Origin of the sequence: Anaerostipes butyraticus (genome assembly GCF_016586355.1) — a bacterium.
GTDB classification, from domain to species: domain Bacteria; phylum Bacillota; class Clostridia; order Lachnospirales; family Lachnospiraceae; genus Anaerostipes; species Anaerostipes butyraticus.
The window spans coordinates 35,640-60,000 of record NZ_BLYI01000073.1; the positions used below are offsets into that span (position 1 = coordinate 35,640).

Annotated in this window: 21 protein-coding genes; 16 read left to right on the forward strand and 5 right to left on the reverse strand. The window is 42.6% G+C overall.

What is annotated here, in order from left to right; translation table 11 throughout:
* Positions 1–157: 157 nt before the first annotated feature.
* The 12 genes from JMF81_RS15750 (at position 158) to JMF81_RS15805 (ending at position 16,741) form a co-directional block, all read left to right on the forward strand.
* Entirely contained in the window at positions 158–3,616 is a 3,459-nt protein-coding gene (locus JMF81_RS15750) for a pyruvate carboxylase (RefSeq protein WP_201312377.1), read from the forward strand.
* 93 nt (positions 3,617–3,709) lie between these two features.
* Positions 3,710–4,366, forward strand: a complete 657-nt coding sequence (locus tag JMF81_RS15755) for a ClpP family protease (protein WP_201312378.1) — start codon at positions 3,710–3,712, stop codon at positions 4,364–4,366.
* A 112-nt stretch (positions 4,367–4,478) separates the two neighbouring features.
* Complete coding sequence (locus tag JMF81_RS15760) at positions 4,479–5,966, forward strand: 4Fe-4S dicluster domain-containing protein (protein ID WP_201312379.1); 1,488 nt, start codon at positions 4,479–4,481, stop codon at positions 5,964–5,966.
* 188 nt (positions 5,967–6,154) lie between these two features.
* Entirely contained in the window at positions 6,155–8,539 is a 2,385-nt protein-coding gene (locus JMF81_RS15765; protein WP_201312380.1) for an FtsK/SpoIIIE family DNA translocase, read from the forward strand.
* A gap of 41 nt (positions 8,540–8,580) precedes the next feature.
* Positions 8,581–10,251, forward strand: a complete 1,671-nt coding sequence (locus JMF81_RS15770) for a formate--tetrahydrofolate ligase (RefSeq protein WP_201312381.1) — start codon at positions 8,581–8,583, stop codon at positions 10,249–10,251.
* Positions 10,252–10,276: 25 nt separating this feature from the next.
* Entirely contained in the window at positions 10,277–11,125 is an 849-nt protein-coding gene (gene folD, locus JMF81_RS15775) for a bifunctional methylenetetrahydrofolate dehydrogenase/methenyltetrahydrofolate cyclohydrolase FolD (protein WP_201312382.1), read from the forward strand.
* Between the two features lie 3 nt (positions 11,126–11,128).
* A complete protein-coding gene (gene rimO / locus JMF81_RS15780) occupies positions 11,129–12,466 on the forward strand; it encodes a 30S ribosomal protein S12 methylthiotransferase RimO (RefSeq protein WP_201312383.1) in 1,338 nt (445 codons plus the stop codon).
* A complete protein-coding gene (gene pgsA / locus JMF81_RS15785; RefSeq protein ID WP_201312384.1) occupies positions 12,450–12,992 on the forward strand; it encodes a CDP-diacylglycerol--glycerol-3-phosphate 3-phosphatidyltransferase in 543 nt (180 codons plus the stop codon). Before rimO ends, pgsA begins: the two co-directional genes overlap by 17 nt.
* A gap of 5 nt (positions 12,993–12,997) precedes the next feature.
* Positions 12,998–14,239 carry a competence/damage-inducible protein A gene (locus JMF81_RS15790; protein WP_201312385.1) on the forward strand — a complete coding sequence of 414 codons (1,242 nt, stop codon included), beginning with the start codon at positions 12,998–13,000 and terminating at the stop codon, positions 14,237–14,239.
* Positions 14,240–14,388: 149 nt separating this feature from the next.
* Positions 14,389–15,447 (forward strand): recombinase RecA, encoded by a 1,059-nt coding sequence (recA, locus tag JMF81_RS15795; RefSeq protein ID WP_201312386.1) that lies wholly within the window; start codon positions 14,389–14,391, stop codon positions 15,445–15,447.
* A complete protein-coding gene (locus JMF81_RS15800) occupies positions 15,447–16,046 on the forward strand; it encodes a regulatory protein RecX (protein WP_201312387.1) in 600 nt (199 codons plus the stop codon). Before recA ends, JMF81_RS15800 begins: the two co-directional genes overlap by 1 nt.
* A 101-nt stretch (positions 16,047–16,147) precedes the next feature.
* On the forward strand, positions 16,148–16,741 hold the full coding sequence (locus JMF81_RS15805; protein WP_201312388.1) for a zinc dependent phospholipase C family protein: 594 nt from the start codon (positions 16,148–16,150) through the stop codon (positions 16,739–16,741).
* Positions 16,742–16,904: 163 nt separating this feature from the next.
* Here the strand turns inward: JMF81_RS15805 and JMF81_RS15810 are convergent, their stop codons facing one another.
* The gene (locus tag JMF81_RS15810) at positions 16,905–18,530 is read right to left on the reverse strand and encodes an ABC-F family ATP-binding cassette domain-containing protein (RefSeq protein WP_201312389.1); all 1,626 of its coding nucleotides are present in this window, start codon (positions 18,528–18,530) and stop codon (positions 16,905–16,907) included.
* Between the two features lie 201 nt (positions 18,531–18,731).
* Between JMF81_RS15810 and ylxM the strand changes: the two genes are divergently transcribed.
* From ylxM to JMF81_RS15830, 4 genes are read left to right on the forward strand one after another with little or no spacing between them, the layout of a single operon-like run.
* On the forward strand, positions 18,732–19,085 hold the full coding sequence (ylxM, locus tag JMF81_RS15815) for a YlxM family DNA-binding protein (RefSeq protein WP_201312390.1): 354 nt from the start codon (positions 18,732–18,734) through the stop codon (positions 19,083–19,085).
* 13 nt (positions 19,086–19,098) lie between these two features.
* The gene (gene ffh, locus JMF81_RS15820; RefSeq protein ID WP_201312391.1) at positions 19,099–20,439 is read left to right on the forward strand and encodes a signal recognition particle protein; all 1,341 of its coding nucleotides are present in this window, start codon (positions 19,099–19,101) and stop codon (positions 20,437–20,439) included.
* A gap of 44 nt (positions 20,440–20,483) precedes the next feature.
* Positions 20,484–20,729, forward strand: a complete 246-nt coding sequence (gene rpsP / locus JMF81_RS15825) for a 30S ribosomal protein S16 (protein ID WP_201312392.1) — start codon at positions 20,484–20,486, stop codon at positions 20,727–20,729.
* Positions 20,730–20,742: 13 nt separating this feature from the next.
* A complete protein-coding gene (locus JMF81_RS15830; protein WP_201312393.1) occupies positions 20,743–20,970 on the forward strand; it encodes a KH domain-containing protein in 228 nt (75 codons plus the stop codon).
* A gap of 49 nt (positions 20,971–21,019) precedes the next feature.
* Here the strand turns inward: JMF81_RS15830 and JMF81_RS15835 are convergent, their stop codons facing one another.
* The 4 genes from JMF81_RS15835 to JMF81_RS15850 all read right to left on the reverse strand — a co-directional run bounded on the left by JMF81_RS15835 (position 21,020) and on the right by JMF81_RS15850 (position 23,671).
* Positions 21,020–21,496, reverse strand: a complete 477-nt coding sequence (locus JMF81_RS15835) for a hypothetical protein (RefSeq protein ID WP_201312394.1) — start codon at positions 21,494–21,496, stop codon at positions 21,020–21,022.
* Positions 21,497–21,529: 33 nt separating this feature from the next.
* On the reverse strand, positions 21,530–22,798 hold the full coding sequence (locus JMF81_RS15840; protein WP_201312395.1) for an ArsB/NhaD family transporter: 1,269 nt from the start codon (positions 22,796–22,798) through the stop codon (positions 21,530–21,532).
* Between the two features lie 144 nt (positions 22,799–22,942).
* Complete coding sequence (locus JMF81_RS15845; RefSeq protein ID WP_201312396.1) at positions 22,943–23,143, reverse strand: hypothetical protein; 201 nt, start codon at positions 23,141–23,143, stop codon at positions 22,943–22,945.
* Positions 23,144–23,191: 48 nt separating this feature from the next.
* A complete protein-coding gene (locus JMF81_RS15850; RefSeq protein WP_201312397.1) occupies positions 23,192–23,671 on the reverse strand; it encodes an S-ribosylhomocysteine lyase in 480 nt (159 codons plus the stop codon).
* Positions 23,672–24,361 lie beyond the last annotated feature (690 nt).

A 24,361-nucleotide genomic window follows, 5' to 3' on the forward strand; every position in this document is an offset into this window, starting at 1 on the left:
ATCAGAAAGGGGATTTCCGAGAGGAGACCCTTTCTTTTTTTGCACGATTAGCCGGGAAAGATTTTTCCTTGCCTGATCTATTGTAAAAAACAGCGTTTTGCGATATAATGTTCTTTAAAAATACAATTTTGTATGAAATTATGAAAAGGAGAAAACCATGGAAATAAAGAAATTTAAAAAAGTTTTGGTTGCCAATCGAGGCGAGATTGCGATCAGAGTTTTCCGTGCATTAAGTGAGCTTGGGATTACTACGGTAGGCGTTTTCTCAAAAGAGGATCGTTATGCTCTGTTTCGTTCCAAAGCAGACGAATCCTATCAGCTGAATCCGGATAAAGGACCGATTGACGCGTATTTAGATATCAATACCATTATCCGAATTGCAAAAGAGAAAAACGTAGACGCGATTCATCCTGGCTACGGATTCCTTTCAGAGAATCCAGAGTTTGTAGATGCCTGTGAAAAGAATGGAATTACTTTTATCGGTCCTTCTTCTGATCTGATGAGAAAGATGGGAGATAAGATTTCTTCTAAGCAGATGGCAATCGAGGCAGATGTGCCAATTATCCCAGGCGTCGATCATGCGGTGCATGAACTGGATGAAGTACTTAAAATTGCAGATCATGTAGGATATCCGGTTATGCTGAAAGCTTCCAATGGAGGCGGCGGACGCGGAATGCGTATTGTAAATTCTGCTGAGGAGATGCCGAAAGAATACGCAGAGGCAAGAGATGAGTCCAAGAAAGCTTTTGGAGATGACCAGATTTTCGTTGAAAAATATTTAAAGAGCCCGAAACACATTGAAGTACAGATCCTCGGAGACGAATATGGACATGTGGTCCATCTTTTTGACCGTGACTGTTCTGTACAGAGACGGCATCAGAAAGTAGTAGAGTATGCACCTGCATTCAGTGTGCCGGATGAAGTGCGTCAGCAGATTTTTGACTGTTCCATTCGTCTGGCAAAGCATGTTGGATATAAGAATGCCGGAACTCTGGAATTTCTGGTAGATGCAGATAATAATGCTTACTTTATTGAGATGAATCCAAGAATTCAGGTAGAGCATACGATTACTGAGATGGTAACAGGAATTGACATTGTACAGGCTCAGATCCTGATTGCCGAAGGATATCCGCTGGATTCTGAGGAAATCGGAATTCCGTCTCAGGAATCTGTTGAGTGCAACGGATATTCTATCCAGACACGTATTACAACAGAAGATCCTTTAAATAATTTCCTTCCGGATACCGGAAAAATTACGGTATATCGTTCCGGAGCGGGAAATGGAATTCGTCTGGACGGAGGAAATGCTTACGCAGGAGCAGAGATCACACCATATTATGACAGTCTGCTTGTAAAGGCAATATCCCATGACAGGACATTCAAGAGAGCCGTGGATAAATCCATCCGTGTGTTAAAGGAAACAAGAATCCGAGGAGTAAAGACTAATATCCCGTTCCTGATCAATGTGCTGAATCATGAGACATTCCGTTCCGGAAACTGTTATACAACATTTATTGAGGATACTCCGGAACTGTTCCTTCTCCCGGAAAGCCAGGATCGTGCTACAAAGATTCTGGAATTCCTGGGACAGAAGATGGTAAACGAACAGCACGCAGAAGAAAAGCCATATTTTGAAAATATGGTTCCTCCAAAGTTTGACCGGGAACGTCCGGTATATGGAGCGAGAGATGAATTCCGGAAACTTGGAGCGGAGGGATTCACTCAAAAGATTTTAGGTGAAAAGAAATTATATATCACAGATACAACGATGAGAGATGCTCAGCAGTCTCTGATGGCAACCCGTATGCGTACAAAAGATCTGGTTGGAGCATCCGATGCGACCAACGCATTTATGCAGGAAGCATTTTCTGTGGAAGCATGGGGCGGAGCCACCTATGATACGGCTTACCGTTTTCTGAAAGAATCTCCGTGGAAGAGACTGGAATTGTTAAGAAAGCATATGCCAAATACTTTGATCCAGATGCTGCTGCGCGCGTCTAATGCAGTTGGCTACAGCAACTATCCGGATAATGTAGTCCGTACGTTCATTGAAGAGGCAGCCAAGAGAGGTGTGGATGTTTTCCGTATTTTTGACAGTCTGAACTGGGTGGAAAATATGAAGATGCCGATCGAAACTGCATTGAAGACCGGAAAGATTGTTGAAGGAACCATCTGTTATACCGGGGACATTACGGATCCAAATGAGACAAAATATACATTGGATTATTATGTAAAGAAGGCAAAAGAACTGGAAAGCCTTGGCGTTCATATTTTTACGATCAAAGATATGGCAGGTCTTGTAAAACCGTATGCCGCCAAGAAACTGATTTCCGCGCTGAAAGAAGAATTGAAGATTCCGGTAAATTTACATACCCATGATTCTACGGGTAACGGAGTCAGCACGCTGCTGATGGCAGCAGAAGCCGGAGTCGATATCGTAGACTGTGCCATTGGATCTATGAGTTCCATGACAAGTAATCCGTGTATGAATTCTCTTGTAGAAGCCCTGCGTGGAACAGAAAGAGATACAAAATTAAATCCGGATGAACTGACAGAATTAAGTCATTATTACGAAAGAATCCGTCCGGTTTATAAACAGTTTGAGAGTGGAATGGATGCTCCGAATACAGAAATTTATAAATACGAGATTCCAGGCGGTCAGTATTCCAACCTTCTGGCCCAGGTGAAAGAGATGGGAGCGGCAGAGGATTTCGAAGAAATCAAAGGTCTCTATAAAGATGCAAACCAGCTGCTTGGAAATATTGTAAAAGTAACGCCGTCCTCCAAGGTAGTCGGAGACTTTGCGATTTTCATGTTCAAGAATGGTCTGACAAAAGACAATATTCTGACAGCAGGAAAAGATTTATCCTATCCGGATTCTGTTGTAGAATATTTCCAGGGAATGATCGGGCAGCCAGAGGGAGGATTCCCGGAAGAGCTGCAGAAAATCGTTCTTAAGGGCAAGAAGCCGATCACAGTGCGTCCTGGAAGTCTGCTTCCGGATGAGGACTTTGATTATATCAAAAATGGATTAAAGGAAAACTTCTATACTGAAAATATGGAAGACCCGGAAGTTCTTCAGCAGAAAGCATTGAGCTATGCTCTGTATCCAAAAGTATACGAAGATTACTGCAGACATTTTGAGGCGTATAATGATGTAACCGGACTGGAAAGTCATGTATATTTCTATGGTTTAAGAAAAGGTGAGGAGACAGTGCTTCGCCTGGATGAAGGAAAATATCTGATCATCAAATTCATGGATATGTCAGAGCCGGACGAAGACGGATACCGCCTGCTTGACTTTGAAGTAAATGGATCCATTCGTGAGGTTCGGGTTCTGGATAAGAATCTGGAGGTAAAAGCAGATGGAAGGGTTAAGGCAGACAAGTCAAACCCTGCGCATCTTGGTTCTACGATTCCTGGAACTGTAGGAAAAGTCCTTGTAAAAGAGGGCGATGAAGTAACTGTCAACATGCCGCTGATGACAGTAGAGGCAATGAAGATGGAGACGACTGTGGTTTCCAAGGTAGAAGGAAAAGTCGATAAGATCTATGTAAAAGAAGGCGAACAGGTTAACCAGGAAGATCTTTTGATTTCCTTTGAGATTGCAGAATAAAAACAGAAAAATATGGAATTCTAAAAGAAGGAAGTGCATGCTTCCTTCTTTTTATATGTGGACAAATACAGTTGACGGAAAGGCAGGATAGATATGAGAGAAGAGCAAAGAGATGAAATGAAAGAAACCGGTGGTCTGGATCTGGATGGAATCCATATAATGACGATCATTGGAGAAATTGAGGGTCATCAAAATGCGGCTCAGGGGACAAAGACAACGAAGTATGAGCATATGATACCGGATCTTGCCAGAGTGGAACAAGATGACCGGATCAGAGGGGTGCTGATTCTAATTAATACGATCGGAGGAGATGTGGAATGCGGCCTGGCTCTGGCGGAGCTGATTGCTTCTTTAAGCAAGCCGACAGTTTCTCTTGTTCTGGGAGGCAGTCATTCCATTGGAGTGCCGCTTGCTGTGTCTGCGGACTATTCCTTTATTGTAAAAAGCGCGACTATGATGATTCATCCGGTCAGGACCGGAGGTACTTTTATCGGAGTCATACAAAGCTATCGGAACATTGAAAAAATACAGGACCGGATTACCAGATTTATCAGCGATCATTCCCATATGAAACAGAAGGAGATTGAGCGGCTGATGCTCGCGGTGGGCGAACAGGTAAAAGATGTGGGGACGGTTTTGTCGGGAGAGGAAGCCGTTGAGAAAGGACTGATCGATCATCTGGGAGGCATGAAAGAAGCCTTTGCCAAGCTGGGTGAACTTTGTGATACTGCATCTGAATGTACAAAATAATGTACAATAAATTATGCAGAAAATATAAAAAATCCTTTCATTTTTATAATGCATAGTGTAAAATAGAAAAAAGGATTGTTTTTTATTTAACAAACAGGTAAGGAGGATGCAGATGAGAGGAATTGAAACCCCTGTCCGTGAGATACGGAGACGCGTATTTAAGGAAATTGCAAAGTTCGCATATGAACAAAAAGATCTTAGTAAGATTGAGGATTTGCCATATGAGATTGTTCCTGGAGAGATTGCGCGGTATCGCGACAGCATTTACAGGGAGAGGGCGGTTGTAGGAGAAAGGCTCCGCCTTGCCATGGGAATGTCACTGAGACCGGCAGACAAGCCGGCAAGAATTACAAAAGGAATCGATGAGAGCAATATTGCGGAAAAATATTATGAGCCGCCGCTTCTTCAGGTTATTCCGTCTGCCTGCAATGCGTGCAAGGACAAAGCTTATATTGTAGGAGAACAGTGTCAGGGATGTATGGCTCACCCTTGTATGGAAGTCTGTCCGAAAGATGCCATCAGCTTTGTAGACGGATATTCTCACATTGATCAGGATAAATGTATCAAATGCGGTCAATGCAGCAAAGTCTGCCCATATGGAGCGATTTATGAGAGAAGAAGACCATGTGAGATCGCCTGTGGCGTAGGAGCGATCGGAACGGACTATGCAGGACGTGCGCAGATCGATCCGGAGAAATGTGTTTCCTGTGGTATGTGCATGGTCAGCTGTCCGTTTGGAGCAATTGCGGACAAGTCACAGATTTATCAGCTGATTAAGGCAATGAATGAAGGAAATGAAGTAATTGCTATTCTGGCGCCTGCTTTTGTGGGACAGTTCGGTCCGAAAGCAACGCCGAATAAGATCAAAGCCGCTCTGCTGGACATTGGATTTTCTGATGTTTGGGAAGTTGCGGTAGGTGCTGATGCTGGTGCGCTGGAAGAGGCAGAACATTATGCTCATGGAGTTGCAACGGGAGAAGTACCGTTTCTTCTGACTTCCTGCTGTCCGTCCTGGGCAATGCTTGGAAAGAAGTATTTCCCTGAAGTGATTGATCAGATTTCCAATGCCCTGACGCCTATGGTTGCGACAGCAAGAGCCGCAAGACAGACCAATCAGAACGCAAAGATTGTTTTTGTAGGTCCATGCGTTGCCAAGAAGCTGGAAGCGTCTCGTAAGTCCGTTCGAAGTGAAGTGGATTTTGTTATCACTTTTGAAGAACTGGCGGCGATGTTTGAGGCAAAAGAAATCGATTTCAATACTTACGATAAGGAAGTGGAATTGAATGATGCCTTTGGAGCAGGAAGAGGATATGCGGTCGCAAGCGGTGTTGCCGGCGCGATCGAGGCCTGTGTAAAAGAATATTATCCAGGCACGGATATTAAGATCGATCATGTGGAAGGTCTGGCTGAATGCCGCAAGATGCTGCTTCAGGCAAAGGCAGGCAAGAAGAACGGCTACCTGATCGAAGGCATGGGATGTCCGGGAGGCTGTGTTGCCGGTGCCGGAACGAATATTCCTGTAAATAAAGCCAATGTTCAGGTTAAGAAGTTTGTAAAAGAAGCAGAGGCCTTTGTTCCGCCGGAGACAGCAAAATATTAGGATCAGACGGAGCAGAGAATATACAAAAGAGAAGAAGGGAACAGTCTTGCGGGACTGTTCCTATTTTCGTCTGGAATTTTTGGAGGAAAGATATAAAATCAGGACAGAAAACGGATATGGAACTATGACTTGCGTATTTGCGTATTTAATTGTACAATGAATAAATAATAAGAAAGGTAATAATTTCTATGGCAGCAAAGAAAACAGGAAGAAGGAAGACGTCCGGGAGAAGACGGAAGAAAAAGAAAGATTTTGAACCCTTTTACAAAGAGATTGCGGTTCTGATTGTCTTTGCACTTTTTCTTTTTTTATTTTTCAGTAATTTCGGATGGTGTGGTTATCTTGGTGACAGCATCAGTTCTTTTTTGTTTGGTGTTTTTGGCGGAACCTATTATATCATGCCGATTGCGGGACTCCTGCTGTCCCTGCTGCTGATTTCTAATGATTACAGCAGTCTGGCGGTAAAAAAGACTTTTTTCTCGCTGCTGCTTTTATGTATGATTTCTGCTATCCTGCAGATGTTTATAGACATCAGGGCAGAGGATCTGAATGAAGCTTTTTATTTCAGCAGTAATCAGCATTTGGGCGGCGGCGCAGTCGGAGGCTGGATTTGTTCTCTTTTATATCAGGAAATCGGACTTGGGGGAACGATCGTGATTGTATTCTTTCTCTCATTGATTTCGGTGATTCTGATCACAGAGCGGTCATTTCTTTCATTTTTAAGAAAAGTGACAGCACCGTTTATGAAAAAAGGAAAAAAGAAAAAAAGAAAAAGAGCACAGGGGACGAGAACAAAAGCCAGGGATTTCGGAAAGGTACAGCCAAAAAAATGGCTGCATAAAATACCTGATCTGAAAATCGGCCGTCCAAAGCCGGAAGAAGCCAGCGCAGAAGTGCCTCAGACGGAAAAAAGCGGGAATACAGCAGTATTTGATTTTCCTCTGACAGAGGAGGAATTAAAGGAAAATACAGAATCGGCAGCAGTTCTGGAAGAAACCGAACCGGAAGTGATTCTGGAACCGGAACCAGTCAGAGAAGTCAGGGAGAAAAAATCAAAGAAATCTGAAGAGACTGCAGAAGTGGAGATCCTTCCGGCAGCCAGAGAGGATGGAAGTTATGTCTTTCCTCCGATCACACTGCTTCAGCGGGGAAATTCCGGACAAACCATCAGCAGGACTGAGATGCAGAAAACGGCAAACAAACTGCAGCAGACACTGGAGAACTTTGGAGTACATGTAAAAATTGACAAATACAGCTGTGGGCCATCGGTCACAAGATTCGAACTCCATCCGGAACAGGGAGTGAAAGTCAGCAAGATCGTAGGACTGGCGGATGATATTAAGCTGAATCTGGCAGCGGCAGACATCAGGATTGAGGCGCCGATTCCGGGGAAGGCGGCTATCGGAATTGAGGTTCCGAATAAAACCAATCAGATGGTTATGTTCCGGGAGCTGGCAGAAAGCAGAAAATTTAAAGAATTTGATTCAAAGATCACGTTTGCGGTAGGAAAGGATCTGTCTGGAGACATTGTAGTCTCGGATATTGCCAAAATGCCGCATCTGCTGATCGCGGGAGCGACCGGATCCGGAAAATCCGTATGTATCAATACGCTGATCATGAGTATTTTATACAAAGCCAGGCCGGATGAGGTGAAGCTGATCATGATTGACCCGAAAGTTGTGGAATTAAGCGCATATCAGGGAATTCCGCATCTTCTTATTCCGGTGGTTACGGATCCGAAACAGGCGTCCAGCGCTTTGAACTGGGCCGTTATGGAGATGGGAGAGCGCTATAAAAAATTTGCGGAAGTCAATGTAAGAAACCTGAAAGGATATAATGAAAAAGCAGCAAAAGCTCAAAAAGACAAAACGGCGGGAGATGATTTCCAGCCTCTGCCGCAGATTGTCATCATCATAGATGAGCTGGCGGATCTTATGATGGTTGCGCCGGGAGAAGTAGAAGACGCGATCGTGAGACTTTCTCAGCTTGCCAGAGCAGCGGGAATTCATCTGATCATCGCTACACAGAGACCGTCTGTGAATGTCATTACCGGTCTGATCAAGGCAAATGTACCGTCAAGGATTGCTTTTTCTGTTTCATCGGGAGTCGATTCCAGAACGATCATTGATATGAATGGAGCCGAGAAACTGTTAGGAAAAGGAGATATGCTTTTTTATCCGTCAGGATATCAGAAACCGATTCGAGTGCAGGGGGCGTTCATAAGCGATGAAGAGGTTGCCAAAGTCGTTGAATTTCTGAAGAGTCAGAATGCAGAGCAGGAGGATGCTTACGGTTCTGAAATTCAGGAAAAGATCCAGACGGCCGCAGTTAAGGCTGCGACTTCGGAAGAGCGGGATGAATATTTTGAGAAAGCCGCCATGTTTATCATTGATAAGGATAAGGCGTCGATCGGGAGTCTCCAGAGAGCTTTTAAAATAGGGTTCAATCGGGCTTCCAGGCTTATGGATCAGCTTTGTGAGGCAGGAATTGTCAGCGAAGGAGAAGGCACCAAGTCACGCAGGGTCCTCATGAGCCAGGAAGAATTTGAACAATATAAAGAAGAATATTTGTAAACAAAAGAACCATGAATATACTGTAAAGAAAGGATGACATTATGAAAACAGATATTGAAATCGCACAGGAAGCAGAATTAAAGCCAATCAAAGAAGTGGCAGCCAGCATCGGAATCAAAGAGGATGATCTGGAACTGTACGGAAAATATAAGGCGAAATTTGAATCCGGCTTTATGGATGAAGTAAAGAACAATAAAGATGGGAAATTAGTTCTGGTAACAGCCATCAACCCGACACCGGCAGGAGAAGGAAAAACAACGACCAGTGTGGGACTTGCCCAGGCATTGAACAAACTTGGAAAGAAGACGATCTGCGCTCTGAGAGAGCCGTCCCTTGGACCGTGTTTTGGAATCAAAGGCGGAGCCGCAGGAGGAGGATACGCACAGGTTGTTCCGATGGAAGATCTGAATCTTCATTTTACAGGTGATTTCCATGCGATTACATCTGCGAACAATCTTCTGGCAGCAATGCTTGATAATCATATCCAGCAGGGAAATCAGTTAAGGATTGATACAAGAGATATCGTCTGGAAGAGATGTCTTGATATGAATGACCGTGCCCTCAGAAATATTGTAGTAGGGCTGGGACGCAAAGTGGACGGAGTTGTAAGAGAGGATCACTTCGTTATCACAGTGGCATCTGAAATTATGGCAATCCTCTGCCTTGCCAATGATATGAAAGATCTGAAAGAACGTCTTGGAAAGATCATTGTTGCTTACAACATGGACCGCGAGCCGGTAACAGCAAAAGACCTGAATGCGGTAGGAGCCATGGCAGCCTTATTGAAAGATGCCCTGAAACCAAACATGATCCAGACTCTGGAACATACTCCTGCATTTGTGCATGGAGGACCGTTCGCTAACATCGCTCATGGATGCAACAGTGTGCAGGCAACGAAACTGGCGCTGAAATTATCTGATATCACTATCACAGAGGCAGGATTTGGAGCAGACCTTGGAGCAGAGAAATTCATGGATATCAAATGTCCGATGGCAGGACTCAGCCCGGATGCAGTTGTCCTTGTAGCTACTGTACGTGCGTTAAAATATAACGGAGGAGTGCCGAAAGACAAACTGGCAGAAGAAAATCTGGATGCTCTGAGCAAAGGCATCGTAAACCTGGAAAAACACATTGAAAATCTGAAACTCTTCGGAGTTCCGGTAGTTGTAACACTGAATCAGTTTGTGACAGATACCGACGCTGAGCTGGAATTTATCAGGAAATTCTGTGAAGAAAGAGACTGTGAATTTGCTCTTTCCCAGGTATGGGAAAAAGGAGGAGACGGAGGAATTGAGCTTGGAGAAGCAGTGATCCGCACTTTGGAAACGAAAGAAAGCCACTATCATCAGCTGTATTCTTACGATGCGTCTATTGATGAAAAAATTGAGACCATTGCCAAAAAGATTTACGGTGCGGATGGAGTCAGCTATTCTCCGGCAGCTGCCCGTCAGAAAAAACGTCTGGAAGAACTTGGATTTTCCAATCTTCCAATCTGTATGGCAAAGAATCAGTACTCTTTATCTGATGATCCAAAGAAACTCGGACGTCCGGAAGGATTTGACATTACGATCCGTGAAATTTACGTCAATGCCGGCGCTGGCTTTTTAGTAGCTTTGACCGGAGATATCATGACAATGCCTGGACTGCCGAAAAAACCGGCAGCAGAAGGAATTGATGTAGATGAAAACGGCGTGATCAGCGGATTATTCTAAAACAGCAGGAAAAGGAAATAAAAAAATGGCAAAGATAATTGATGGTAAAAAGATTTCAGCGGAAATCAAAGACGAAGTAAAAGAGGAAGTCGCAGCGCTTAAAAAAGAAGGAAAAGAAATTGCCCTGGCTGTAATTCAGGTAGGAGCAGATCCGGCTTCCAGCGTTTACGTACGAAATAAGAAAAGAGCATGTGAATATACAGGAATTCGTTCCGTAAGTTATGAACTTCCGGAGGAGACGACACAGGAAGAATTAATGAAGATTGTAAAGGAATGCAATGAGGATGCCGCGGTTAACGGCATCCTGGTGCAGCTTCCTCTTCCAAAGCATATCAACGAGGATGAAGTTCTGCTTGCAATCGATCCGAAAAAGGATGTAGATGGATTTCATCCGGTCAGCGTAGGAAATATGGTAATCGGTGAAGATGGATTTCTGCCGTGCACACCGGCAGGGATCATTCAGCTTCTGAAACGTTCCGGCGTGGAAATCGATGGAAAAGAATGTGTCGTGATCGGACGAAGCAATATCGTGGGGAAACCAATGTCCATTCTTTTGCTGCGGGAAAATGGAACAGTGACTACCTGTCACTCCCATACAAAAAACTTAAAGGAAATCTGTAAAAGAGCGGATATTCTGGTGGCGGCCATTGGAAAACCGAAGTTTATTGATGACTCCTATGTCAAAGAAGGCGCGGTTGTTATCGATGTTGGAATTCATCGAAATGAAAATAATAAATTATGCGGAGATGTGGACTTTGATAAAGTTGAGCCGGTTGCTTCTGCAATTACTCCTGTTCCGGGAGGAGTCGGTCCTATGACGATTGCAATGCTGATGAAAAATTGTGTAGAATCAAAAAAATTGTTTGGAGAATAAAGAATGAAGATATTATTTATTTCTCTTGGATGTGATAAAAATCTGGTAGACAGCGAAGTAATGCTCGGAATGCTGGCAGAGAAAGGATATACTTTGACAGATGACGAAACGCAGGCAGATGTGATTGTAATCAATACCTGCTGTTTTATTCACGATGCAAAAGAAGAGAGTATTGAAACAATCCTGGAGATGGCACAGTACAAAGAACAGAATCTGAAAGCCCTGATCGTGGCGGGATGTCTGTCTGAACGCTATAAAGACGAGATTCTGAAAGAAATCCCGGAAATTGACGCTGTCCTTGGAACGACAAGCTATGATTCCATTGTGGAGGCTGTAGAGGCGGCTCTTGCGGGAAAAACATATGAACATTATGAGAGTATCGATTATCTCCCGGATCATCCGGAAGTAAAAAGGGTTGTAACAACAGGAAGCCATATGGCGTATTTAAAAATCGCTGAAGGGTGTGACAAAAAGTGCACTTACTGCATCATTCCAAAAATCCGCGGACGTTTTCGCAGTGTTCCAATGGATGAACTGCTGCAGGAAGCACAGAGACTGGCATCGGATGGCGTCAAAGAACTGGTGCTGGTTGCTCAGGAAGTCACATTATACGGAAAAGACCGGACAGGGAAAAAAGAACTGCCTGCACTGCTTCGGAAATTGTGCAGGATTGCAGGAATTGAATGGATCAGGCTTCTGTACTGTTACCCTGAGGAAGTTACGGATGAACTGATCGATGTAATGAAAACAGAAGAAAAAATCTGTCATTACATTGACATACCGATTCAGCACAGTGAAAATCGGATTCTTCAGAGAATGGGGCGCCGTACCAGCAGGGAAGATCTGCTGGAAGTTATCGGGAAACTGCGGCAGGCTATGCCCGATATTGCAATCCGTACAACTTTGATCAGCGGATTCCCGGGAGAGACAGAAGAAGATCACCAGGGACTGATGGAATTTGTAAAAGAATGCCGGTTTGAACGGCTGGGAGTATTCACATATTCTCAGGAAGAAGATACAGTTGCGGCAGAATTTGAAGATCAGGTGCCGGAAGAGATGAAAGAACGGCGCAGAGATGAGATTATGACGCTGCAGCAGCAGATTTCGTTTGAACATACAGAGGAAATGGTAGGGAAAGTCATAAAAGTCATGATCGAGGGATATCTCTATGAAGATGACATCTATGTGGGACGATCTTATATGGATGCCCCAAAAGTAGATGGATGTGTTTTCGTAAATTCCCCGGAAGAGTTAATGACAGGTGACTTTGTTTATGTTAAAATTACACAGGGAAAAGAATATGATGTCATAGGAGATGTAACGTATGAATTTACCAAATAAACTAACGGTATTAAGAGTGTTGATGATTCCGGTTTTTTTGTTCTTCCTGTTAGTGGATGTGGCAGGACCGGCAGGCAAATGGATCGCGGCTGCTGTTTTTATCCTGGCGAGTCTGACCGATTTTCTGGATGGACATATTGCCCGGAAATATAACCTGGTAACAAACTTTGGAAAGTTTATGGATCCTCTGGCGGACAAACTTCTTGTCTGCTCAGCCATGATCGCACTGGTCGGCATGGATCGTCTGTCTTCTCTGGTAGCGATTATTATTATCGCAAGAGAATTTATCATCAGTGGATTCCGTCTGGTAGCTTCCGATAACGGTGTGGTGATCGCGGCCAGCTACTGGGGAAAATTTAAGACTAACTTCCAGATGTTTATGATCATTATGCTGATCATCGATCTTGGAAATAAAACAGCGGTGCTGATTGAAAACATCCTGATCGTGATCGCAGTGGCACTGACGATCATCTCTTTGATTGACTATTTATATAAAAACAGACAAGTATTATCAGAAGGGAATTAAATTATATGACGGCAGAAATTATTTGTGTAGGAACAGAAATTTTATTAGGAAATATTGTGAATACCAATGCCGCCTACTTATCAGAACGCTTAGCCGCTTTAGGCATAAGCGTTTTTTTTGAAACGACAGTAGGCGACAATCCAGAGAGACTGGAACAGGTTGTTCATCAGGGACTGGAACGATCCGATATTCTGATCTTATCGGGAGGACTGGGACCAACAAAAGATGACCTGACAAAAGAAATCGCGGCAAGGGCCTGTGGTCAGAAATTGAAAGAAGATAAGGAGGCCATGAGGCGCCTGAAAGAGTATTTCAGTTCTACCAGGCTTCCGATGACAGAAAATAATCTGAAACAGGCAATGGTGCCGGAAAATTGTACTGTGCTTTATAATGAAAATGGGACGGCTCCCGGTATGGTAATCCATGAAGAGAGAGGAAAAGAAGTCATTCTGCTTCCTGGACCGCCAAGTGAACTGATTCCGATGTTCCATCATCAGGTGGAACCGATTCTTCAGAAACTGAGACCGGGAGTTCTTTTTTCGAAAGTCATTAAAATTGACTGCATGGGAGAAAGTTCTGTTGAAACAGAAATCCTGGATTTGATCGAAAAGCAGAGCAATCCAACAGTAGCTCCGTATGCAAAGCTCGGCGAAGTGCATCTGAGAGTTACCGCAAATGCGGATACGATGGAAGAAGCAAAAGAACTGGTAAAACCAATGGTCATGGAATTACGGAGACGTTTTGGAAACAAAATCTATACGGAAGAGGAAGATATCACACTGGAAGAAGTGCTGGTAGAAAGCCTGGCGGAGAAAAAATACACGATTGCTGCCGCAGAATCCTGTACAGGAGGAATGTTTACAGGCAGACTGGTAAATGTTCCCGGCGCCTCTGATGTACTGAATGAAAGCTTTATTACCTATTCTAATGAAGCAAAGATGAAATATCTGGGAGTAAAAGAAGAGACCCTGAATACAGTTGGAGCAGTCTCTGAAGAAACAGCGGTACAGATGGCTGAAGGAGCGGCAAAAGCAGCAGATGCGGATGTAGGCGTGGGGATTACCGGTCTTGCAGGACCAGGCGGGGCAACAGAAGATAAAAAACCTGGCTTGGTCTATATTGGAGTCTGTGTGCATGGAAAGACAAAGGTCAAGAAATATCAGCTGAAGGGCGATCGACAGAAAGTACGTCAGGTGACCGTCAGCCGTGCAATGACAATGGTTCGTCTGGCATTATGCGAAGAATAAAAAATCGAACAAATATTCGTGCGAACACTTGTTTTTCTCTAAGGTCTGTGATATACTGAAGCCATTCACAAAAAGATAGATGATAGAGAGAAGACGGGGATTACTGCTGCCCGGAGAGTATAAATTTTGAGCGAAGGAGAAAGAATATTATGAAGCAGGACGAGAAGTTAAAAGCCCTGGATGCCGCACTGGTTAAGATTGAAAAAGATTACGGCAAGGGCTCTGTCATGAAACTGGGAGATTATCAGGCTGACCGGACCATTGAGGTGACGCCGACCGGATCCATCAGTCTGGATATCGCGCTGGGAGTCGGAGGTATACCAAAAGGAAGGATCATTGAGATTTACGGGCCGGAATCCAGTGGTAAGACGACCGTGGCACTTCATATGGTGGCGGAAGTGCAGAAGAGAGGCGGCATCGCCGGTTTTATTGATGCAGAACATGCTCTGGATCCGGTTTACGCCAAGAATATCGGGGTTGATATTGATAATCTCTATATCTCTCAGCCGGATACAGGAGAACAGGGACTGGAGATCGCGGAGACGATGGTGCGCTCCGGAGCGATCGATATTATTATCGTGGATTCAGTAGCGGCACTGGTTCCAAAGGCAGAGATTGACGGTGATATGGGAGATTCCCATGTGGGACTTCAGGCTCGGCTGATGTCACAGGCATTAAGAAAACTGACCGGTGTTGTCAGCAAATTCAACTGCACAGTTATTTTTATCAACCAGCTTCGTGAGAAGGTTGGAGTTATGTTTGGAAATCCTGAGACAACGACAGGAGGAAGAGCGCTGAAGTTTTATTCCTCCATTCGTCTGGATGTCCGCAGAATCGAGACCTTGAAGCAGGGTGGAGAGATGATCGGAAACCGTACAAGAATCAAGGTCGTAAAGAATAAGGTAGCGCCTCCGTTTAAACAGGCGGAATTTGATATTATGTTCGGAAAAGGAATCTCCAAATATGGAGATCTTCTTGATCTGGCGGCCCAGGCAGATATCATCCATAAGAGCGGTGCCTGGTATGCATACAATGGCGAGAAGATCGGCCAGGGTAGAGAAAACAGCAAGAAATATCTGGAAGAACATCCGGAGATCGCTGAGACAGTGGAGCATGCAGTCCGGGTTCATTATGGTCTGATTGAAGAGGAACAAAGCCCGGAAGAAAATAAAGGAACTGCGGAACCAGAGAAAAAGGCAGAGGAATAATGCAGATTACCAGGATAGAACCGAAAGGTCAAAAGCAGGTCAGAATCTTTCTGGATGAAGAAAGGTTCTGCCTTCTTTATTTAAATGAATTCAGGGCACTGGGATTCCAGGAGGATCAGGAACTGAGTTCGCAGGAGTGGACAGAACTCTGCGGGCTCCTCCTGTACAGAGCAAAGCGCAAAGCGCTCGCTCTGCTGAAAAGCCGTGACCGTACAAGAAAAGAGCTGAAAGAACGGCTGCTTCGGCTGGAATATCCAGAGCGGATTGCGGAAGAAGCTGTCACTTATGCTGAGTCTTATGGATATATTAATGATGAAGAATATGTAAGACGCTATATGGAGTACAGAGCAGTTTCCAGAAGTGCTCTCCAGATCCGGCAGGAACTGATGCAGAAAGGAATTGACAGCCATATTATAGAACGTATATGGGATGAATACGAATATGATGAGACGGCCATACTAGAACAGCAGATGGAAAAACGAATTCGTCAGAAAGGTCCTGTGACAAAAGAAAATTTTCAAAAATATTACGGATTTTTTGCGAGAAAAGGCTTTTCTTCTAATTCAATTTTATATTTATTAAAAAAATATAAACAATAAAGAATTTAGTTGATTATTATCTGAAAGCGATATATAATGCAAATCAAGGGTGTTCCCTAACTGTTAATCAGCATATAACATGTGAAGGAGTATTTGTTGATATGAGAAAAAAATCACATATTTCATTAGCCGGACAGATTATGGATTCATTGGAGTTAGGAGATGTCTTTGACTATAAACTTCCATTTTACGTAGGAAGCATTTGGCCGGACTGCAGACCTTCTTTTGTTACGACACCCCATAAGTTTGATGTTACTTATCAGGATATCGAAAAAAAGATGAAACAGTTTGTATCCAATTATGACCCGGAGAGAGGGATGGATATGCGCCACTGCGCAAGACTGGGAGTCATCATTCATTATATTGCAGACTATTTTACATTCCCTCATAATAATCATTACGATGGCAATGTAAAGGATCATTGTTATTATGAGAGAGATTTAAAACATGAGATGAAAGCATTTCTTGCCACAGAAGAAGCTTTCGAGATCAAGGAACAGGTAGCGGCATACGATTCCATGGAGGAGCTTTCCAGCTATATCCGAAGCATTCATAACAGCTATATGAAGCTGAAACATACGGTCCAGGAAGACATCCGCTATATCGTGCATGTATGTACGACAGTTGTAAAAAGTGTGCTGAATATGGTAAGCAGGGTATTCAGACCAGTTGCGGTAAATATTCAGTATGTATAGAGACTGAACGATATAAGCCGGGAACAGGAGATATTCTTGTTTCCGGTTTTTGTTTTATAGGAAATTGCTTTTGTGTAAACAGGATTCTTTCTTGTGAAAAAAACCGGAAATCACTTCCTTCTGCTGAGGGGCGGTGATCTCCGGTTTTTATAAAATGCAAAGATTAATCTTCTTCTGAAATTTCTACAATCTGACGTTTTCTTGCGTCTGCATTGTTTTCAAGATATTCATCGTAAGTACATTCTTTGTCAATCAGTCCATTTTCTGTAATTTCCATAATACGATTTGCGGTCGTCTGGACAAACTGATGGTCCTGAGAGGTAAACAGCAAGGCGCCGCTGAAGTCTTTTAAAGCTTCATTCAATGCCGTGATGGATTCCATATCCAGATGGTTGGTCGGTTCATCCAGAATCAGGATATTAGCGCCGCTGATCATCAGTTTTGATAACATACAGCGGACTTTTTCTCCTCCTGACAGAACTCCGACTTTTTTCAGTGCGTCATCACCGGAAAAGAGCATACGGCCAAGAAAACCACGCACATAAGTTGCATCTTTGTCATCAGAATATTGTGTCAGCCATTCCACAATAGTTTCATCCTGGCTGAAGTCTTTGGTATTGTCTTTTGGAAAATAAGACTGGGTTGTGGTAACACCCCATTTATAAGTTCCCTCATCCGGCTCCATTTCACCGGCAAGAATTTTGAATAATGTGGTAACTGCCTGTGTGTTAGGACCAACAAAAGCGATCTTGTCAGTAGGTTTCATCAGGAAAGAAATATCATCCAAAACTTTAACTCCATCAATAGTTTTAGAAAGATGCTCTACCATGAGGGCATCGTTTCCGATTTCACGGTTTGGCTTAAAATTAATGTAAGGATATTTTCTGCTGGAAGGTTTCAATTCATCCAGCTGGATTTTATCCAGAGCCTTTTTCCTTGATGTTGCCTGCTTGGATTTTGAAGCATTGGCACTGAATCTGGCAATAAAGTCCTGGAGTTCCTTGATCTTTTCTTCTTTTTTCTTATTAGACTCTTTCATCTGACGGGTCAGGAGCTGGCTGGACTCATACCAGAAATCATAGTTTCCGGAAAACAGCTGAATCTTGGCATAATCAATATCAGCAATATGAGTACAGACTTTATTCAGAAAATACCGGTCATGGGATACGACGATGACCGTATTGTCAAAATTGATCAGAAATTCTTCCAGCCAGTAGATTGCGTCCAAATCTAAATGGTTGGTTGGCTCATCCAGAAGAAGAATGTCTGGATTTCCAAATAAAGCCTGAGCTAATAACACCTTGACTTTCTGAGAACCATTCAGATCTTTCATCATCATATAATGAAAATCATTGGAGATTCCAAGACCATTTAATAAAGTAGCGGCGTCAGATTCGGCTTCCCATCCATTCATATCGGCAAATTCAGCTTCCAGTTCGCTGGCACGGATACCATCTTCATCTGTAAAATCTTCTTTGGCATAAATCGCGTTTTTTTCCTGCATGATTTCGTAGAGACGCTGATTGCCCATCATAACAGTGTCCAGTACGATAAAATCATCATACTGATAATGATCCTGCTTTAATACGGAGAGACGCTGTCCGGGAGTTATGGAGACATCTCCTTTGGAAGGCTCAAGTTCTCCGGAAAGAATTTTAAGGAAGGTAGATTTTCCGGCTCCATTGGCGCCGATCAGTCCATAACAGTTTCCCTCTGTGAATTTAATATTAACATCTTCGAACAGAGCACGTTTACCCAGGCGCAGAGTTACATTATTTGCTTGTATCATACGTGATTAAACCTTTCTATATCAATGAGTATTTTATAGTGTCATACCTCTTCATTTTACAGAAAAATAGGACTTTTGCAAGAGAAAATCTTTAAGAAGCAAAAGAAAAATGAAATTGTGCAAGTAAAAATACTTGACAAAGGGGATCGGATTAGGTAAACTAACACATGGTAAAGGAAAAACGCTTTACAGGAGGATTCAATGGAGCGAATCGTCAAGCAGAATTTATTGTATGATTTTTATGGAGAATTGCTGACGGAACATCAGAAAGAGATTTACGGTGAACATATCCTGAATGATATGACGCCCAGTGAGATTGCAGCCGATCATGGGATTACGAGACAGGCAGCATATGACATGATTCGCCGGTGCAATAAAATTCTTGAAGGCTATGAGGATCGACTTCAGCTGGTTCATAAGTTTTTAAAGACCAAGGAGAAGGTGAAGGAGATTCATACTTTATCACAGAGAATTCTTCATGAAGATAAAGAGCAGATGAAGAATGATATCAGACAGATTGAATGTGTTTCCAATGGAATTTTGGAAGATTTATAAATGAGGTGATACGATGGCATTTGAGAGTTTATCCGAAAAACTTCAGAATGTATTTAAAAATTTAAGAAGTAAAGGAAGACTGACAGAAGCAGATGTAAAAGCGGCGATGAAAGAAGTTAAGAGAGCTTTGCTTGAGGCGGACGTTAACTTTAAAGTCGTAAAATCCTTTATAAAAACTGTGCAGGAAAGAGCAGTCGGACAGGATGTGTTAAACGGCCTGAATCCGGGTCAGATGGTAATCAAGATCGTAAAAGAAGAGATGGAAGCTCTTATGGGATCTACGATGACAGAGATTGCTCTGCGTCCGGGAAATGAGATTACCATTATCATGATGGCGGGACTTCAGGGCGCCGGTAAAACGACAACCTGTGCAAAGCTTGCCGGTCAGTATAAGAAAAAAGGAAAACGTCCTCTCCTGGTTGCCTGTGACGTGTATCGTCCGGCGGCGATCAAGCAGCTTCAGGTGAACGGAGAGAAAGTAGGAGTTCCTGTTTTTACCATGGGGGATAAGCAGAACCCGGTGGATATTGCGAAAGCAGGCGTGGAACATGCACAGAAGAATGGCAATAATATTGTAATTCTGGATACTGCAGGCCGTCTTCATATTGATGAGGATATGATGGGAGAACTGGTAGCGATCAAACAGAATGTAGATGTTTACCAGACCGTCCTTGTGGTGGATGCCATGACAGGGCAGGATGCAGTTAACGTTGCAAAAGAATTTAATGACAAGGTAGCAATTGATGGAATTATCGTTACAAAGCTGGATGGTGATACGAGAGGCGGGGCCGCTCTTTCTATTCGAGCAGTAACAGGAAAACCGATTCTGTATGTTGGTATGGGAGAAAAGCTGGAAGATCTGCAGCAGTTCTATCCTGACCGAATGACGAGCAGGATCCTCGGCATGGGTGATGTGCTGTCTCTGATTGAAAAAGCAGAATCAGCCATTGATGAGGAACAGGCTCTGAAGATGACGGAAAAGATGAAGAAAGCATCTTTTGACTTTAATGATTTTCTGGAACAAATGGATCAGATGAAAAAGATGGGAGGATTATCCAGTCTTTTGTCCATGATTCCGGGAATGGGCAGCAAGCTTCAGGGAATTGATATCGATGACAGTATGATGGATAAGACTGCGGCAATCATCTATTCCATGACAAAGGAAGAGAGAGCAAATCCGAAGATCATCAACGGTTCCAGAAAGCGAAGAATCGCGGCAGGAGCAGGGGTTCCGATTGCTGAAGTAAACCGGCTGTGTAAACAGGTTCAGAACCAGAAACAGATGATGAAACAGATGTCTGGCATGTTAGGTGGCAGAGGTGGAAAAAAAGGTGGTTTCCGATTACCTTTTTAAGCCTTAATATATAATGCTAATATTTTTTAATGGAGGTGAAACAAATGGCAGTAAAGATGAGATTAAAGAGAATGGGACAGAAGAAAGCTCCTTTTTATAGAGTTGTTGTTGCAGATTCAAGATCTCCTAGAGATGGAAAATTCATCGAAGAAATCGGTACTTATGATCCAAACCAGGATCCTAGCGTAATCAAATTCGATGAAGAAGCAGCAAAAAAATGGTTATCTACAGGCGCTCAGCCAACAGATACAGTTGCAAAACTGCTGAAAGCTGCAGGAATCGAAAAATAGTTAGGAGGCGCGCATGAAACATCTATTGGAAGTGATTGCAAAAGCCCTCGTTGATCAGCCGGATAAAGTAACCGTGACAGAAAAAGAGACAGCAGATACAATCGTGCTGGAACTTCATGTCGCAGAAGGCGACATGGGAAAAGTCATTGGCAAGCAGGGACGTATCGCGAAAGCGATCCGTACTGTCGTAAAGGCTTCGGTTGACAAAGGTGACAAGAAGATTGTCGTAGACATTCAGTAGAAAAAATATCCCATACACGACGTGTTTTGCGTTGCGTATGGGATTTTTTTTATTTTTTCGTATTTTCCAATTCAATTTTTGGGGAATTCTCAAAGAGAGAAAGAATGTGCCGGAGAGAGTCTTCCAGCTCATCCTGGACAGTTTCCAGCTGCCTGGAATCTACATTATAGTTAAGGAACAGCTTTTCAATATTCTCTGTTACATGATGTCCCAGATGAGAAATCAAAAGAAAGGTATCAAAGTTATGACTGTTCTTTGCGTTTTTAAAACGAGTCAGATCCTCTGTGATAAAATCAATGATTTCCTGATCACTGGCAAACTTTCCATGGATCATTGCATAAGGCTGGACTCTTTGGAGAAAATATTTGTTGTGCCGGGTAATGTTGAACACATAAGAAACAATCAGTCCGTCTCCCAGATCAAATTCGGCAATATGCATGACACTGTTAAATTCCTTGATGGAAGTAGCGCCCAGCTGACGCAGATTAATATTGATATAGTCTCCAGTTACCGTGTTTTGATTCATATAATCAATCTCCTTTCTTTTTATTTTAGGTTGTTATGCAAAACGGATTAACAAAAATACAGTACATACTGCAATGGATAAAATCATCATTGGAAAACCAATTTTAAAATATTGGCCAAAAGTAATCGGATGTCCATTATTTTTGCTGATTCCGGATAAAACGACATTTGCAGAAGCGCCAATTAAAGTACCGTTGCCTCCGAGACATGCTCCAAGGGATAAGGCCCACCAGATTGGGGTAACATCCATTCCATGAGACTGCATAGACAGAATCAAAGGAATCAAAGTTGCTACAAATGGAATGTTGTCCAGGAAGGAAGAAACGATTGCAGATACCCATAAAATAATAAGCATGGTAAGCATTACGTTTCCGCCAGTGACGGCAATCAGTCCATTTGCCAGCATTGTAATGATGCCGACTTTTTTTATTCCGCCGACAACGATAAAAAGTCCGATGAAGAAGAGAATGGTCGGCCATTCTACACTCAGTATGATTTCTTCGGGATCCTGTTTTCCGATTAAGAGCATGACACATGCGGCAGCGATCGCAATTGTAGCGGATTCAACTCCCAGCTGGTCATGGAAGACAAAACATGCAGCTACAATGATGACGACAATAATACTTTCATGCATAAGACGCCGGTTTTTGATTGCTTTTTTTTCGTCCAGTTTCATGATTTTCTCAATTGCTTCATTGGTAACAAATAATTTTTTACCATATATAAAATAGAAACAGATTAAAACAGCAATGACAACAAACACAATGGCAAATCCTGTATTTAAGATAAAATCTACAAATCCAAGATTTGCGGCGCTTCCAATCATAATATTAGGCGGGTCACCGATCAAAGTGGCGGTTCCTCCGATATTGGACGCCATAATCTGAGAAATGATATATGGAACAGGATCAACTTTTAAAATGTTGGTGATGGCCAGAGTCATTGGTCCAACAAGAAGTACGGTAGTTACGTTGTCGAGCATTCCGGAAAGCAGGGCAGTTATGATAATAAAGGTTACCATAATCGGCCAAGGACGGCCTTTGGCCAGTTTCGCAGCCTTGATTGCTATGTACTCGAAAATTCCGGAGTTTTTTATGACTGCAACAGTCAGCATCATGCCAACCAGGATACAGATTGTATCTACATCTACAGCTTCGACACAGTCCTCGATGGTAAGGATACGGGTTAAAACAAGTAATACCGCACCGGTAATTGCAGCTACCGTATTGTGGATTTTTCCTGTAATGATCGCAGAGACCGTACACAGGAAGATGACGATAGCAATAATTTGTTGAAGTGACATTTTTCTATCCTCCTAAATCGTTTGTCATAATTATATTAATCCTAATAAAAAATATTTCAAGTATATTTTTTGAGTTATTTAGAAGTTTTTTTAATAGAGAAGAATGCAGGATAATAAAAAGGAGCCCCGAGGACTCCTTTTTGGTCAAAGTTTTGTTACAATCTGGTCATATAAGTCCAGATTGCAGTGCTGGCTGGAAGAAGAAAAATGTTTGCAGTTCAGACAGCTGGGAGATTTTGCGTCATCTCCGGTGCTTACGTTTTTTACGGAGTGATCACATCCGCAAGGACAGTATTCGCTGCATTCTTCTGCTACCTGGCGGTAAACCTGATTTTGATTTTTCATAATATAAAGCCTCCTTTGATAATTGATACCTTTATATTATGAACAAAATCATTCCGGATAATTCAGATTATTTTTATCTGCACAGTATAAAGCATTGTTTAGATAACGATCGGCAAGATATTTTGCCATTGGAAGATTCATATCCAGGTAATTGCCGCAGTCCCGGGCAGAAGCGCCGGGAATATCACCTTCAAAATCCCGAATAAATTCAAATGTACCTATTATAAGTGGAAGAACATCGGAAGATGTATAGTCTCCTGCGAGAATAAGGTAAAATCCGGTACGGCATCCCATCGGACCGAAATAGATAATTTTATCCTGCCATTCAGGATTGTTTCTTAAAAAGGTTGCGGCAAGATGTTCGATTGCATGCATTTCGGCTGTGTTCATGACTGGTTCGCGATTTGGAGCAGTCATACGCAGATCAAAAGTAGTCAGAGATTCTGTTCCGACAGTATCCTGCCTTGAAACATAAACTCCCGGCAGAAGTTTTAAATGATCAATTGTAAAACTTGCTATCTTTTCCATAAAAATAAGATTCCTTTCTATGTATAATAAAAAATGATCCTTTTTTATTATACATAGAAATCATGAAAAAAAAAGAAAAAAATGATTGACACAGAGAAGAAAGGGTGATATTATAAACAACGTTGCTGATGAAAGCACCGACAGAAACGGGCAGAATTCAGCAGAATCTTTGATAAAAGACAGAAATGGCTTCTATATTATCTGCTAACAGAGAGTGTTTAGAGAAAGAAAGAACCAGAAAAAAGTCTTGACAAAGATTGCAAGATATGATATTATACAAAAGTTGCTTCTCTTATTGAGGTAAGCACAGGTCATCGAAAAGATAAAAAAGAACAAAAAAGTGCTTGACAAAGTTACTGAGACATGATATTCTATAAAAGTTGCTGACAGAGATTGATCAGAACGATAGAAAAAATCTTGAAAAAAGTTCTTGACAAACAAACTTCGAGATGATAAAATGTAACAGCTGTGTCGAACGGCACAGAGGAAAGAAAAACGTAAGGAGATTGCGTGAAACCTCAGAAGCAAAGCTTCTTCGGTCGCGGCAGAGCCGCGAATATAAAAATCAATCCCTGCAGCTCGGAAAGCGAGCTTTTCAGCCTGCAAAATTGCTTTTTGTGCACGCAATACTGCTAACGCGGACATTGACAACTGAACAATAAGACAACCTTGAAAATTCCGATGAATTTT

Bases quoted from the DNA above. Each gene is read 5' to 3' on its own strand.
- pgsA (WP_201312384.1), top strand. From the start codon at position 12,450: ATGAATTTACCAAATAAACTAACGGTATTAAGAGTGTTGATGATTCCG.
- JMF81_RS15765 (WP_201312380.1), top strand. From the start codon at position 6,155: ATGGCAGCAAAGAAAACAGGAAGAAGGAAGACGTCCGGGAGAAGACGG.
- JMF81_RS15760 (WP_201312379.1), top strand. From the start codon at position 4,479: ATGAGAGGAATTGAAACCCCTGTCCGTGAGATACGGAGACGCGTATTT.
- ylxM (WP_201312390.1), top strand. From the start codon at position 18,732: ATGGAGCGAATCGTCAAGCAGAATTTATTGTATGATTTTTATGGAGAA.
- rpsP (WP_201312392.1), top strand. From the start codon at position 20,484: ATGGCAGTAAAGATGAGATTAAAGAGAATGGGACAGAAGAAAGCTCCT.
- JMF81_RS15755 (WP_201312378.1), top strand. From the start codon at position 3,710: ATGAGAGAAGAGCAAAGAGATGAAATGAAAGAAACCGGTGGTCTGGAT.
- JMF81_RS15770 (WP_201312381.1), top strand. From the start codon at position 8,581: ATGAAAACAGATATTGAAATCGCACAGGAAGCAGAATTAAAGCCAATC.
- JMF81_RS15840 (WP_201312395.1), bottom strand. From the start codon at position 22,798: ATGTCACTTCAACAAATTATTGCTATCGTCATCTTCCTGTGTACGGTC.
- rimO (WP_201312383.1), top strand. From the start codon at position 11,129: ATGAAGATATTATTTATTTCTCTTGGATGTGATAAAAATCTGGTAGAC.
- JMF81_RS15750 (WP_201312377.1), top strand. From the start codon at position 158: ATGGAAATAAAGAAATTTAAAAAAGTTTTGGTTGCCAATCGAGGCGAG.
- recA (WP_201312386.1), top strand. From the start codon at position 14,389: ATGAAGCAGGACGAGAAGTTAAAAGCCCTGGATGCCGCACTGGTTAAG.
- JMF81_RS15810 (WP_201312389.1), bottom strand. From the start codon at position 18,530: ATGATACAAGCAAATAATGTAACTCTGCGCCTGGGTAAACGTGCTCTG.
- JMF81_RS15805 (WP_201312388.1), top strand. From the start codon at position 16,148: ATGAGAAAAAAATCACATATTTCATTAGCCGGACAGATTATGGATTCA.
- JMF81_RS15835 (WP_201312394.1), bottom strand. From the start codon at position 21,496: ATGAATCAAAACACGGTAACTGGAGACTATATCAATATTAATCTGCGT.
- JMF81_RS15800 (WP_201312387.1), top strand. From the start codon at position 15,447: ATGCAGATTACCAGGATAGAACCGAAAGGTCAAAAGCAGGTCAGAATC.
- JMF81_RS15790 (WP_201312385.1), top strand. From the start codon at position 12,998: ATGACGGCAGAAATTATTTGTGTAGGAACAGAAATTTTATTAGGAAAT.
- ffh (WP_201312391.1), top strand. From the start codon at position 19,099: ATGGCATTTGAGAGTTTATCCGAAAAACTTCAGAATGTATTTAAAAAT.
- JMF81_RS15850 (WP_201312397.1), bottom strand. From the start codon at position 23,671: ATGGAAAAGATAGCAAGTTTTACAATTGATCATTTAAAACTTCTGCCG.
- JMF81_RS15845 (WP_201312396.1), bottom strand. From the start codon at position 23,143: ATGAAAAATCAAAATCAGGTTTACCGCCAGGTAGCAGAAGAATGCAGC.
- JMF81_RS15830 (WP_201312393.1), top strand. From the start codon at position 20,743: ATGAAACATCTATTGGAAGTGATTGCAAAAGCCCTCGTTGATCAGCCG.
- folD (WP_201312382.1), top strand. From the start codon at position 10,277: ATGGCAAAGATAATTGATGGTAAAAAGATTTCAGCGGAAATCAAAGAC.